Origin of the sequence: Streptosporangium lutulentum, from assembly GCF_030811455.1 — a bacterium.
GTDB lineage: Bacteria > Actinomycetota > Actinomycetes > Streptosporangiales > Streptosporangiaceae > Streptosporangium > Streptosporangium lutulentum.
In genome coordinates this window covers 52,164-65,893 of sequence record NZ_JAUSQU010000003.1, presented here as the reverse complement: position 1 = coordinate 65,893, position 13,730 = coordinate 52,164, and the positions used below count along the sequence as shown (strand labels likewise).

The 13,730-nt window shown below is 64.3% G+C and carries 11 protein-coding genes; 1 reads left to right on the top strand and 10 read right to left on the bottom strand.

The window, feature by feature from the left end; translation table 11 throughout:
- The first annotated feature begins 262 nt into the window (after nt 1-262).
- Nucleotides 263-2,479 carry a hypothetical protein gene (locus J2853_RS47175; RefSeq protein ID WP_307569388.1) on the top strand — a complete coding sequence of 739 codons (2,217 nt, stop codon included), beginning with the start codon at nt 263-265 and terminating at the stop codon, nt 2,477-2,479.
- A 285-nt stretch (nt 2,480-2,764) separates the two neighbouring features.
- On the opposite strand, the gene J2853_RS47170 is transcribed toward J2853_RS47175, so the two are convergent.
- The 10 genes from J2853_RS47170 to J2853_RS47125 all read right to left on the bottom strand — a co-directional run bounded on the left by J2853_RS47170 (nt 2,765) and on the right by J2853_RS47125 (nt 13,365).
- Nucleotides 2,765-3,106, bottom strand: a complete 342-nt coding sequence (locus J2853_RS47170; protein ID WP_307569386.1) for a histone-like nucleoid-structuring protein Lsr2 — start codon at nt 3,104-3,106, stop codon at nt 2,765-2,767.
- 564 nt (nt 3,107-3,670) lie between these two features.
- Nucleotides 3,671-4,456: an MFS transporter gene (locus J2853_RS47165; protein ID WP_307569383.1), complete on the bottom strand. Its 786-nt coding sequence runs from the start codon at nt 4,454-4,456 to the stop codon at nt 3,671-3,673.
- Between the two features lie 26 nt (nt 4,457-4,482).
- Entirely contained in the window at nt 4,483-5,013 is a 531-nt protein-coding gene (locus tag J2853_RS47160) for a DMT family transporter (protein ID WP_307569381.1), read from the bottom strand.
- A 131-nt stretch (nt 5,014-5,144) separates the two neighbouring features.
- Nucleotides 5,145-5,675 (bottom strand): adenosylmethionine decarboxylase, encoded by a 531-nt coding sequence (speD, locus tag J2853_RS47155; RefSeq protein ID WP_307569379.1) that lies wholly within the window; start codon nt 5,673-5,675, stop codon nt 5,145-5,147.
- A gap of 69 nt (nt 5,676-5,744) precedes the next feature.
- The gene (locus J2853_RS47150) at nt 5,745-6,740 is read right to left on the bottom strand and encodes a DMT family transporter (RefSeq protein ID WP_307569377.1); all 996 of its coding nucleotides are present in this window, start codon (nt 6,738-6,740) and stop codon (nt 5,745-5,747) included.
- Nucleotides 6,737-7,225 carry a hypothetical protein gene (locus J2853_RS47145; RefSeq protein ID WP_307569375.1) on the bottom strand — a complete coding sequence of 163 codons (489 nt, stop codon included), beginning with the start codon at nt 7,223-7,225 and terminating at the stop codon, nt 6,737-6,739. Before J2853_RS47145 ends, J2853_RS47150 begins: the two co-directional genes overlap by 4 nt.
- A gap of 161 nt (nt 7,226-7,386) precedes the next feature.
- On the bottom strand, nt 7,387-8,469 hold the full coding sequence (locus J2853_RS47140; RefSeq protein WP_307569373.1) for a DUF8094 domain-containing protein: 1,083 nt from the start codon (nt 8,467-8,469) through the stop codon (nt 7,387-7,389).
- A gap of 1,723 nt (nt 8,470-10,192) precedes the next feature.
- Nucleotides 10,193-10,912 carry a hypothetical protein gene (locus J2853_RS47135; protein WP_307569372.1) on the bottom strand — a complete coding sequence of 240 codons (720 nt, stop codon included), beginning with the start codon at nt 10,910-10,912 and terminating at the stop codon, nt 10,193-10,195.
- A gap of 54 nt (nt 10,913-10,966) precedes the next feature.
- Nucleotides 10,967-12,106: a cytochrome P450 family protein gene (locus J2853_RS47130; RefSeq protein WP_307569594.1), complete on the bottom strand. Its 1,140-nt coding sequence runs from the start codon at nt 12,104-12,106 to the stop codon at nt 10,967-10,969.
- 23 nt (nt 12,107-12,129) lie between these two features.
- The gene (locus J2853_RS47125; RefSeq protein WP_307569370.1) at nt 12,130-13,365 is read right to left on the bottom strand and encodes a cytochrome P450 family protein; all 1,236 of its coding nucleotides are present in this window, start codon (nt 13,363-13,365) and stop codon (nt 12,130-12,132) included.
- Between the last annotated feature and the right edge of the window lie 365 nt (nt 13,366-13,730).

Genomic DNA, 13,730 nt, shown 5'->3' with positions numbered 1-13,730 from the left:
GATCGGTGCGGATCTGGGCGGGATTGAGGTTGGGCAGCGGTGGCAGGATGGCGAGCTCAGTTTCCAGGACCTGATGGGCGGGGAGGTGGGAGAATAGTGGCGGCCGGGGAATCGGCCATGCCGGGGTGCCGCGCCCGGCCGTGCGGCACCGGGAAGGCAGAATCACCAAGCCTCCGCGTCGGGGCATGTTCACCTTCAGTGCAATGGGCAAGCATGCGGTGTCCTTCGATGCGCTGGTCGGGCAGCGCGCGAAAGGACCGTCATGTCATCGCTGTTCGCCGGGCATTCCCTATTCGAGGCCGCCAAGCTCCGCTGCCAATTGACCGGTGAGTCCTTCCAGACCGCCCGCACCGAGATCGCCGATTCCGGGCTGGTCCTCACCGCCCCTGAGCCTGCGCAAGAGATGCTCGAGGCCCGGGTGCTGGCCGCGCTCCTGGAGAAATTCGGCCGGCACCAGCCCACGGCGGTTGGCGGCCCGTACGGTATCACTCGCGTCAGCCCGCGCCTGGCCGAGATCCGTGTGAACGTCGGCCGGGCCCAACTGCCGCGCTGGGCGGCCGCGCTGGCGCCGATCCAGCACGCCGACGGGTCGATGACCGGACTCGCCGGACTGCGCTGGATCGAGACGGGCAAGGCGATCGTGTTGCATCTGTCGTCCCCGGGTGCGCGGATCGTGCTGGCCGGGACCTTCGCCAAGGACTGGCAGCGCGCGCTCGCCGAAGCCACCGCAGGGGGGCGACTGCTGGCGGGCCCTGGCGATGCGCCGATCGGGCCAGCCGAGCGGGAACGGGCAGAGCAGGAGGAAGTCCGGTTGAGCGGGTGCGCGGCGATGCTCGCCGGTCTGCTGCGCAGGATCATCGTGGTAGATCAACTGGCCGAGCTCCCCTTCAACAGTGAGTCGGCGGTGGAGTTGCGGTTGCGCGCGGACTCTGCCGGGGTCTTGCGGTTGACCGACTTTTCTACTGGCCGCGCTCGCCTGAGTGCGCCGTGGGTACGGTTGCACGTCCCCGCCGAGCTGTGGCCTTCGGCCGTCGGCGCACAGCGCCACGGGTTCAGCGCGGGTGCGGCGGTCCGCGCGCTGCTGGCTGCCGCTCCCCCGCTTCCCGAGGTGATCGACCGGCGCCCGAGCAACGAGTTCGGGGACGCCGCGATCGAGGAGGGCGGGGATGCGCTGGCACTGTGCATGCTGGCCGGTTTGGCGATCCAGCCGATCGCGGTGGCCGCCGCCACGTGGGCGCTGGACGTCGCCGATCGCCAACTCGCCGACCCGCAGGCCGGCTACCTCTTCGATGAGCCGGGCGGGTGGGTGGCCAACCGGCGCCGCTACGCCGAGGACTGGGTCAATGAGACCGGCCCCGTCGACCCGCCCGGCGCCATCGCCCTGCTGCGAGATCACACCCTGGATCTGAGCGCGCTGGGCCGCCTGGGGTACTTGCCATCGGTCGACGTTGATGCCCATCCCCTCTTGGCGGCGCGACTCCCGCAGGAGGGCACCCAGATTCTGCTGGCGCTCCTGGACTGGGCATTGGCCGCGGCCACCCGGCCTGCGGCCCCCCGATACCGCTGGCACCAGATCACCCCCCGGGCCGCCACTGAGGACTTCCCGCGGCTCCTGCCGCACGCCCGGTGGGTCGCCGCGCACCCGCTGCCCGGCAGCCAGGTCCCGCTGCAACTGCGCGTGGACTACGGCGGTTCGGTCAACACGTTCTGCTACGAGATCCACGCCGGCCCTGAGGGGGTGCCGGTGTGGGTTCACCATGCGCAGCCCGCGATGCGGTTCGGCACCGGCCCATCGCTGGCGGCCGCGATAATAATGGCCGAACACGCAGCTCTGGAGTCCTCACTGGGGGCAGAAAAGCTGCGCACCGCTGAACGGCGCCTGCTCATTCCCCGCTCCCTCCCGGCCGACGCCGATCCAACATTGCCGGAGTTGATCACCGAAGCCGCCCCGGATGGGCAGGTGCTGGACTTATTCGACCTGGTCGCCTCGCTGCGAACATTCGCCGACCAAGAACTCCACCTGGCGGGCGGGCCTGAGCCCGGGCCGACCTACACCAGCGCGGCTGATGGGCACTGGAGCGGGCCCGACAACCGCCCCGAGCTGGGCAGTATCACCGCTATCGTCGAGCAAGACTATGTGCTGCCGGCGACCCGCGACGGAGAGGCGGCCAACATCGCGAGCGTCGACAGCACTGCTTACCGCCGCCACCTGGCCGCGCACCGGTGCGCGCTGGACCCGTTCGCGGCCTGCTACCTGGCCGCCGCGGACGCCGCCGCGGGGCCGCTGTTGTTCTCCACGCGGCACGCGGCCGGAGTCGCGGCGCTGCGCGATGCCGACTTCGCCGTTCTGCAGTCGCTGGATCCGCGGCCGCCATCTTCAGACCTTGAGCGGGTCATCTTGGAACTTCCGGTTGAGATCGGCCAGATCGTCGACTTCTTCCAGCAGTGGTATGACCGCCGCTACCCTTCCCAGGAGTGAGCAGCCCGTCAGCGTAACCCCGTTGATCTGCCAGCGTGGCAGGCAGATCCTTGCGGACCGCGACCTCGAGGCGCGGCGCCCCATGACCACCACACGGGTGTGGCTTACTGAGGGGAGAGTGTTGCCGACAACATGATGGATGCGATGGGTGTCTCAATGGTGGCGCAAGGAGCCGTAACACAGATTACAGAACAGAATCCCCTGGGAAAGCTGATCGTTGCGTCATGACCATAAGGCTTGTTTCGCGATTTAGAGAAAGTATGTTTACTGGGCGGTGAGGTGCTGCTAGTGCGCTGCTTCGTACTGCTCGACAACCTTGGCGGCGATTCGTCCACGCTCACTGACGCTGAGGCCGTGAGCCTTCGCCCACGTACGGATGTCGGAGCTTTTCTCCCGGGGCAACGTTCGCGTACTGCTATCGCTGCCGCGGCGACGACGAGAAACCGTATCTCCGGAAGAGCGACGAGCGCTTGCCATAAAGGGCGCCAGAAGCTCTCGGAGCTTTTGCGCGGTAGCCTCATGCAGGTCGATCTCATAGCTGGTGCTGTCAATCGCAAACCTCACCGTCTCATGGGCTTCCCCACCATCAAGATCATCGATGAGTATTTCCCTAATCCACCTCACCATAAAAACCCCTCCAGGAACATGGATAATGAAACATGCTAGCGCATGAAAAGGTCAGTATCGCGGCAGAAACCTAAATGATTCCGGTATTTCTTGTGAGCCGATGACACATCAAGGAAAGAGAAAAGACGACCCAGCATGGGCCGCCTACATCGATGCCCTTGCAGCCGGTCATGCAAGACAAGGCACGTCTTCATCTTCTGCGCGCAGAAGAAATCCGTAAGAGAGCCGGACCCCATCGAGACACAGGGCGGTCGGGGACGATGGTCTTCGCCGCGAACCCGGGCAGCCTTAATTAGTGAAGGTGGTTACCGCTGTGTGGGCGATTTTCGCGCAGGAGCGGCCAGAATGCGGTCGATCGCTTGGACAGCTCGTCGGGCTGCATCCCGGGTCCGCTCCAAAACGTTGGTGTCCAACGACTGGTGCTGCGGAGGTCCGAAGGTGTCGATGGCGCTTCGGTCGCCGGAGGGAGCATCATCGATCCGCGCGTCCCGGGCGGGGTAGGCGCGGTGAGCTCTTGGCCCTGGTGCGCGCAGCCGGCTCCGGTTCGGTGAAGAGGACGGCAGTTCATTGACCATGGAGATCTCCTGACGGGGGTAGCAACGCCGGGCGGCGACCATTGAGCCCGCGCGCCGGATAAGGCACATAGGGCGACAGAGGTGAAGGCGCAACGGGGCCGGCCTCATGATTGGGAAGGGATTGCTCAGCGCTGTCGGCCACCTCGACCAGCGCTGATCGCAGCTCGACCAGCAGCGCGCGGGGAAGCATCACGGTGTCAGCATTCTGATCGTTCGCGGAGGCCGGCTTGAGGTGCTTGCCTCGCCGAGGACGAGGTACTGCGGCCAACATGAAGATCGTGACCGTGGCGGTGATCAGTCCTGGAGCGAGCAGCGCCCGCCACCCCGCGGTGTGCACCAGCCATGCACCCGCCGCGTGGATGAACAGCGCTCCGATGGTGGTGCTCGCGGCCCACAGAGGCAGCATCTGCACCTGCCGGTCGACGAGTTGGGACAACAGCACGGGCAGGCAGGCGGTGACGACAATGGCGGCGCTGCCTCCCTGAAATGCCCGGGCCGTAAGCAGGATCGTCCACGTCGGGGCGGCTACAGCGACTGCAGCGCCAACGGCAAAAACGGTCAGCGCGCAGCCGAGCACCATCCGCTTGTCCGACACAGCCAGCAACCGGCGATGCATGGCCAACATGACGACGAAACCCGCGATATAGGCCAAACCGATCCAGGATGCGGCCAGCTGGAACTCCTGGGCGGGCTGCAGTTCAGCGATCATGCGCGGCAGCCCTTGCGTGATGGCCACGACATCACCCAGCACGGCGCCCTGGCCGGTGATGCTCACCGTCAGCGCCAGACCAGAACGTCTCATCATCGGCCAGCTCGGGCACGATGCATCTGCCGGCCGTGGTTGCGTAAGGCAGTCTCCGGTGAGCGCGAAGATGAAGGATCCGCTGTTCGCAGCGCCGCACTGAGGTCACCGAGCGCATTGACCAGATCGGTGGACGCTCTGCTGGTTGCGTCCACGACGAGGGCTGCGCCCGAGCCGGCCGGAGCGGCGATGGGGCGCTGCTGGGGGGCGAGGTTGAGTCCAACCACCCCCGCGATGATCACGGCGATGGAAACAATCTTGACGGGCGTCAAGCTTTCACCGAAAAAGGCGGCACCGATGACAGCGATCGCCGCGGTGCCCAGACCGGACCAAACAGCATAGGCAACACTGATTTTCAGACCCATGCTCATCGATTGGCTCATCAGCAGATAGGAAATCACCAGCCCGACCAGGGACGGCACCACGTACCAGCCCGGCGCGCCTCCTCCATCAGAAGCGATCTTGAGCGCGCTCGTGGATGCGACCTCCACCACGATGGCCCCCGTCAAAAACCACCAGGCCGCCGTCACGTCGCCTCCGGGCAGAGTTCGGTCCTGGAAACAAAAGCGGCGAGGAGACAGATACCACGCGTCAGCGACATGAAATACCGCACGCCTTTCTGAGGGCGAGGGATGTGGGAGGCAGCCGCAGTAGCCGGTGCTTAGGCCGGGGCCACGTGGAATACCGCTGTCTGCGGGGCGGGGCGAGGAGCCGAGAAAGGCGCATCGACGACGTCCCGAATCATCATCGCGGACTCGATGTGAGTGGGCGCCAGCACCTGCTGCAGGTACGCCAGCGCCACCTGCGGGTCGGCGACAGGGCCGCAGGTGAAGAAATCGACCATCGCGATCCCCCTCTGCGGCCAGGTGTGGATGGAGGCATGCGACTCGCCCAGCACCAGCCCAGTGACCCCGAATGGCGTGAAGTGGTGCGCCGCCCCGGTCATGATGGTCGCTCCTGCTGCGAGGACGGCGTCAGTCAGCGCGGTCCACAGCAATTCCGTATTGTTGAGCACGTCGAATGGCACGCCATACATGGTGGCCACCACATGACGGCCGCGGATGATGGGTGACGCTGACGGCTCGGCATGCTGAACAGATGCCAGAGACGGCCCTGGGGCGAGTCCGCAATCGGCCTGCCTGATGACGTTCTGAGATATAGACACGTGGATTCCTTGACGATGCAGGGACATGATCGAATGGCCTAGCAATCTTGGGGTGCTTGGGCCAACGCGGTGGTAAGCGATGGGTACGCCCGGACATCAGGGCGGCTGAAGCTCACGAACATCAGAGACCGGCCGGCCTGCGGGTAAAAGGCGCCGCCCGCGTTCAGAGGTGAAGGCGCCACCGGCCAGCGCCACGCCGACGACGACAACGCACGCACCGACCATCTGAGTGGGAGCCATCTGCTCCCCCAGCACGACGACCGAAACGGCCACCCCAGCCAGCGGCGTGGCCTGCAGCAATAGCGCCGCCTCGCCCACCGGTATGACGGCGATGGCGTAGTTGTAGGCGGCGAACGGCAGCGCCAGGCCGACCACACCACTGCCGATGGCGGCAGCCCAGTGCAGAGCCAGCGGCTCACCCAGCGAGGGGTGATACAGCGAGATGCCACCGGCCACCGGCACGATCGCCATCAGGGCGATCGTGAACTGCCAGGCGGTTGTGGTTATCGGATCAGCGGGACTGGAGTCGTGACGCAGCACCCTGGCCGCCAGCACCGAGTAGATGGCCGCGCACACCACGGACGCCAAGATCAGCAGCGTGCCGATGCGATCTCCCCAGGAGGTCGTGGCCCCGTCCAGCAGCCAGACGCCCACGATGCTGACGCTCAGCCCGATCCACCCCAGCGGCCGTAGACGCTCCCTGAGAAAGAGTGCCCCGGCCAGAGCGACCACCACCCCCTCGACATTGGCGACGATCGATCCAGCGCTCGCACTGCTGTAAAGCAGTCCCGCCCCGAACAGGGCGCAGCTGCCAGCCGGTTCGACCAATGCCAAGATCGCCACCCGGCGCAACTGCCGCACCGGCCGATACCCTCGCACGAGGGTGATGATCCACAACGTGAGGGCGCCCGCGGCTAGTTGGATCACCAGCAAGTCCGCCACCGAGAACTCCGCCAGGGCGTACTTGGTCGCCGGCGCGGACACGCCCCAGCATGCCGCCGCCACCAGGAGGAGCCATCTGCGTCGGACCAGGTGGCGGGTCGAAGACGGCCACGCGGGGAGGCGCTCCTTCGACGCCTGGAGCCCACTCACTGAGAATCACACATAACGAAAAACGCAGAACCCCAATAGTAAGTCCCACCGGACATAATCCAGGCCCAAACGCTTACGCAATGATAATAACCAGGCGTCTTTAAATACAGCGGCCCCACGCGGGAATTATAATATTGTGACGCGTCGCCAACCTCGCGCACAGGAATAGTGGAGCTCTCCCACATGGTAAGTGACATTCCATGGATATACGACTTCCCCGTATGCGCGTCCGCCACAACAGCGACCGCGCAGGCCTCGCTGTTCTTAGCGTTGGCGTAGAGCTTGATGTATCCGACCGGGACAGCGATCCTCGATGCTCCCCGCTGGTCAATCGGGTAGGTTTTTTTCAGGCTGTAACCGGATCCACAGGTCCGGTCCGGCGCGGCCGTAGCAGGTGCGGCGAGGATCGAGGCGACAGAGATCACGGCAAGCCCAGCTGCAATAAATGCACGACAAACCAACCCGAAAGGAAACACGATAAACACCTTCCCTTGAATAAGCGTTTAGAGACTTCCATTTTCGAACTCATGCCACCGAGTCGAAATTTGATATATCTTCATTTCCGCAATCTGTGCCGAAAAATAATTTAGACCGCTTCGGGGATTTCATGCGAGGTATGTGATTCCATCGCAGGAGTCACCAAAGGTCACGAACCGCGAACGCTGAGCGCGCTATACCAGTCGCCGACGACCATTGCCTTAGTAGCTGCGGACTTGGACGGAACGACCGCTGAAAACCATCCCGCGAACCGCACCTGCGCGGTGTGCGTATATTGGCGGCCGGCACTCAGCAGTCGAGGCCCGCGCTTGCTGAAACTGATCTGCCCGGCTCCGGGCACCGCGACGCTATAGGTGTGCTGCTCACGCAGCGCATACCACACCAGCGCTCCCCCGTCCTGCGTGCGCAGCGCATACACCGTCCCGGGGTTACTCGTCTGCATTCTCAACGTCCACTGGCCACGCAGCTTCGCGCGTTCAGCTCGTCGATCTGTTACCGCGTCTTTCGTATATCCATCGGCCGCCAGCACTCTCCCTGAGCCGGTCTCGCCATCCAGATGCGATATCCATGTCGCATGCGCCTCGGCAACCTGCCGCGGCGTGGCGACCAGGCCCTCCACATCCTCCGCCAGTGCCTCGGCAACGCCGTCACCATTACGGGCCACGCGTGGCAGCGCCTGTCCGGCCGCCGCGGTGGAGCCGGCCACCACTCGCCACCCCTCCATCTCCCCTGCGCCCGATGGGCCCTCCTGGAAAATCAGATGCGTGCGCGCCGTACGCGCATTCGCATAGGTGAGCGTCGCCACGAACCATCGCGCGTGGCCGACCGGTACCCGCGCGATGGTCACCTCGACCGCGGCGACCCGGCCCGAGTCGGAGGGTTTCCATCCTTCCAACTGGGCAAGTCGGTAGTCGGCCCGGCTGATCTCCAGAGCGAGCTTGGAGAGGATCTTCTCCAGACCCTTCCCCTTTACACTGTAGATTTTTCGATACAGCCGGGCGTACCGGGCGTAGATGCGCTCAGCCTCGCTCACCGTCAATGTCTGCGCCGGGGAAGGCGCGGCCGAGGAAGCGCGGGCAGGGACGCCCGTGCCCGTCGACGGGGCGGAGACGGATCCGGCGCCGCAGGCGGCGGCCAGCACCAGCGCACCGCCGATGCCGATCACGCGGGCAGAGCGGGGCAAAAGCGCGATGATCATGATCGTCTCCTGGGCCGGCGTGGTGATGAGCATCTGAGCCGGACCGTCACACGGGCAGCACCTGGGGTAACGGTGATGCCCTCGACTCGGCCCAGATGACATGAGGGGTAGATGTCAGAAAGCGGTAAACCGTCGATGAGGGTGACGGCCGTCCCACTTCATTACTCTTGACAAAGATTGTCAGAACAAGGCACGGAGCGCTAGCGGTCATCACGCAGCGACATCACTGCGCAACAATCCCGATAGGACGGCGAGCCACCATTCCCCGCGCTCGCTGACAGACCCCGCCTCAAAGCCACGGATGCTCACCACCGCTGGCAAGGACACAGAAAATCCGCAGGTCAGAGATCAGATGATTGCCCGACCCGCCGGAAACTCCGCCACCTCAGCCGAGATGTTTTCCCGCCATCAGGCCTGAGAAACGAGTCAGATTCCCGGGCTGCACGAAAATCATCCGCTGATTAGCGCTGGAGGACGCACGAACGCGCCCGGCGTCATCGACATCTACGAACGACGTTCCAGCAGCAATTCGATCAAGCCGCTGAACTGCTGTTTATTCCTTCAGGAAGGAAGCGAGCATGATCGTTCGCCTCGAAAATATAACATAATGATCACATTGCAACTTCGGCTCGGCGCTATCCACTCTCCATCGGAAAACTTGACTTCCAACTTGACAGTCGGGGTCGACAGAGATCGATCCAGCGGAAAACACCCCGCGCTCCATCCTTCTCACTCGGCGTCGTTACGCCGGGATCAACCTCCGCGGAAGCTGGCTACGCGTCCCATCCCACCAACCCCCGCACGGCCTCGACGCTTGGCGCCTCCGATGAGCCGTCGCCGTCATCGGTGGGCCGGGATAGCAACGCAGGCGTGGTGATCGTCACCTGACCGCCCAATCAAGTGAATAAATGTTTGATGCGTGAGTTTCCCTATTCAGGCGAACGCCCTACAGTAAACGCATTCCAATAGCTCCGGCAGTCCCCGCACTTACATTTTTCCGTTATATAGCTGCGCCATTTCCCATGTTCGATATTCGGATCTCGGGCGGCGAGTAGCGCGCAGTCAAGTTGTTCTCGCCATATTTGATCCCACGTCATTCGCCGCCATAATTGACGGAGATTGAGGCCTTCTTGTTTCGCAACTTCAGCTAGTGCGTCGCCCGTGCAAATATATTCTTCTAAAATAATTGTGATGATGCGTTTTCGAACCTGTTCGTCATCAAGCGAAGACGGCTTGCGTACGGCAGCAGCACACGGCTCCTGACGGCAGGAGTACCAGTCGTAGCCGCGAGCAGTACCACAGTTCTCACCAGGGCATACGTTCGAGGCAACAGGCCGAATCCGCCCCTCTGACGCAGCGACCAGGGCACTATCAAAATCGGGACTTCGACGGCGCTCCCTCTCAATGGTCGCTTTATTCACGCCTAACCGGACTGCCACCCGATCCAGAGACAGTCCGCGAGCAACCTCTACAATAGCGCGCCCCTTTGTCTCATCATCAAAAAATAACCTGCGGCCCATATCGGCAATTCTTCTCTTTGCTATCTGGAGTTTAATAAATTAGAGAGCAAGGCCGCCTTGCATATTTCTCATTTTTCTCGGCGCGACGAACGGCACGCGATGGTTCGCCACAAATCTATGAAGCGATTTCAAGATTTAAGCATCCATAGAATGTGTTGTTTATTCTTATGATGTGATCACACATTTGCTGATGAGAAATCCTCGACTCAGCAGACAGCCTGACCATGACCGCCGCGTCACTCAGCGGGGTCCGGCTCACCGCTGGTCTTCTGAACACAGATGGCGCAGGCACGCGACAGCAAAGCTGACCAGTCAGGGCACCAGTCGCCGACCATCACGGGAGTTACCCAAGCCCCGCACACGGCGCGCACGCGGGAATGAGGCGATGCGGTGATCGCGTGCCGCTCCAGGTCGCTCCCGGTTCCCGTCGTACCTACGCCGTAGCCGTAGACGTCCTCGGGCCGGGTATCGACGATAAGGCGGGTGATTTGCAGATCGTCGACGTGGAGTCCCCACCTGCTCTGGTATCCCCCGGGCGTCTTGATCTCGGTCTCAAGCTGGACCAGCACGACATCGCTGCCGTTCTGCGCCCATACGATGTGCCCCCGCTGGCCGATCAGGAAGCGCGCGTACGGGTGTATTGACGTTTTACTGAAGAAAACCGTCTGCACGGTGACCTCGTCACCAACCCGCGGACGTTGCTGGCCCACCTGGGTGCGCGCAGAGAGCACCACCGCCAGGCCGGAGACGTGTAATGCCCACTGCGACGCCTGCCTGCCGCCTGGATCTGTATCGGCATCGACGGCGACTTGCACAAGCGAGCCCCGGGTGGGTAGCCACACGACGCTGCCGCTACGTCCCAGCAGCCACGTCGCCGCGCGCACCTTGGGCAGATTTCCCTCCAGAGAAACGATCTTCACGCGATCGCTGATCTTCAGCGTCCACGCGCTGCCCACCTCGTGATTCTCATCAGGACCAGGCACGGCACCTCGCCGGCCACCACGCCTGGCTCACGCCGACCTCTGCCCTTCGGGCGGAACGTCTTCTTCGACGCGACCGTTTTCCCCATACCGAGGGGTAAGAGGTGAGGGGCTGGCGGTGACCGGAAGCTCTGAAAACCCGTTGGCGATGAGGGAAGGCATCGCCACCAGCGCGCTGGCGGGAGCGGCCAGACGCAGCCGGGGGAACCGGGTGAACAGCCGCTGCAGGACCAGGCGCGCCTCCAGCCGGGCGAGCGGAGCGCCGAGGCAGTAGTGAGCGCCGTGGCTGAACGCCAGGTGAGATGATGCGTCATCGCGGTGCAGGTCGAAGCGGTGGGCGGTGGCGCCGTGACGGGCAGGGTCCCGGCCGGCTGCTCCGTAGCACATCAGGACGGCTGAGCCTGCCGGGATCACTACACCCTCGAGGTGCACCTCTTCCCGCGTGTAGCGGAACGGCAAGTTGGCGATGGAGGGATCCCAGCGCAGGGTCTCCTCCACCACCGCGTCCCAGCCGTAGTGACCGGTAAGAACCAGAGCGAGCTGGCGGGGATGGGTGAGCAGAGCGTGCACGGCGTTGAGGATGAGGTTCATCGTGGTCTCGTAGCCGGCGCCGATCATCAGCGCGAGCGTCCAGATCAGCTCGCTCTCATCTAGCTGGTCGGTGCCGTCGCAGGCGGCGATCAGGGCGCTGGTCATGTCCTCGCCGGGCACCGTGCGTTTGTGTGCGACCAGCTTCGCGAGGCTCTGTTGAAGTCCTCGCTGGGCGGCGGCGGCCTGCGAGCGGGTGAGGCTTTGGTCGAACACCGCGGCGCACAGCTCCTGGAGAGGTGCCCGGTCTCTTTCGGCGACGCCGAACAGCTCACTGATCACCGTCAGCGGCAGCGGCAGCGCCAGCGCGGCCTTGAGATCGACGTGACGGCCGTTCAGGGAACCCATCTGGTCCAGCAGCTGATCGACGATCTGAATGATGCGGGGTGCCAGTGCTTCGATCCGGCCGGGAGTGAAAGCCTGACTCACCAGCCCGCGCAGCCGCCTATGGTGATCGCCGTCGGCGGTGAGCATGTTTTCCGGCACGACCCAGGAGGCCAGTTCCCAGTCACGGGGTATCCTGCCCTCGCTCCAGGCCAGCCAATGCCCGATGTTTTTGACGAACCGGGGATCGGCCAGCACCCGTCGCAAGGTGGCATCCCAGGTTACTGCGAACGCCTCAACCTCCCCAGGAAGCTCCACCACGGTGACCGGCCCGCGGGTACGGAGACGGTCGGATTGACGGTGGAGGTCGCCGGGGGTGAGAACCAGGCGGGAGCTGTCTGCCATGGCAGGCCTTCCGGGAGAATCGGGCGAAAGACAACGCGCAGGGAGCTGAGGGCATACGCGAACACCGACGGTCGGTAGCTGAGAGGCTTCTGCGGGTCAGCGAGCTGAGGGTGCGGCAGACGCTTGAAGAGCGCCTGGATGGCGTGCGTCGCGATCAGCAGCGCCATTGCTTGACCGGGGCATTTATGCGGGCCGGTGCCGAAGCTCGCGTGCGCGCGGTTGCCGTGCATCACCCCGCCCATCTCCATGGCCACCGCCAGGTTCGCTGACGTGATGGCCATTCCGACCGGGGTGCCGGCAGGGATGAGGTGGCGGCCGAGGCGGACATCCGCTGTGGGGTAGACGAACGGGTAGACCAACATCGGCCCCCCTTCCCACAGCACTTGCTGGATGGCTTCGGGGATGTCGATGCGCCTATTCGCGAAGTCACGGGCAATTGGCCCACGCGTCAAGAGCTGCCCGAGCGTGTTACTGATCAGGTTTCCCGTGGGCGCGCTGGCGGCGCCGACGATGAGCACTAGGTGCTGCAGCAGTTCATCATCGGTGAGCTCGGCAGCGTGGTTGTCCAGGAACGTGGTGATGTTCCGGCTCGGCCAGGCGCGCTGGCGGCAGATCAGGGTTCGTAGGGTGTGCTCGTAGGCGACGTTGGCGGCGGCGGCGTCGTCACCGTCCCAGATGCGTTGCAGCACGGGCAGAAGGTGATTGACTTCCTCGGGATCAAGGCCGACCAGGCGCATGATGATGCGCAGTGGCAACAGGGTGGCGTACTGGGTCACCAGATCGGCGTGGCCCTGAGGGGCGAAGGCGTTAATGAGCTGATCTGCTTCGGCCCGCACCAGGGCGGCTAGCGCGCGCTCATCGACGTGACCCAGAGCCTCCACGACCGCTGTACGCAACCGCGTGTGCGCTGACCCATCGGCGAACAGCAGGTTGTCTCGCCAGGCCATCATCGCTGCGAGTTCTGCGAGTTCGGAGTCGGGGGCGATCGCTCCTTTGGGCCAGGCACCCCACCGGCGGGAGTCGCGCGACCAGGTTTGAGGGTCACGGGAGATGGCCAGGATGGTGGGGTGGTCAAGGACCACGTATCCCCGCACGCCGTCGGCCAGCAGCACGGGGGCGACGATTCCATGCTCGGCGCGAAGACGGCGAAACGTCTCAACGGGATCGGCGGAGAATTCTGGCCCGAACAGCGGCTGAACCGGGCACCGGCCAGTCATGGGCGGATGAGGGGAAGGGGGACCGGGCATCGACATGCTCCAGGCAATGAGGTCGGGGCAGTTGCGGGGCGAGGGCAGCATCCCGACACGACAAGGGGTGATCGCGAGAAAGGCGAGGGGGCTCACTGGCCGGTGGGTGCGCCGATGTTCGGCGCCCAGGGCTCAGCCCTGAGCCCTGGGCGCCGAACATCGGCGGCGCTCCCGCAGGAAGCCTGAACACGCAGGACTGGCTGCGAGAGTGCGATGAGGCGGCGGAGAGG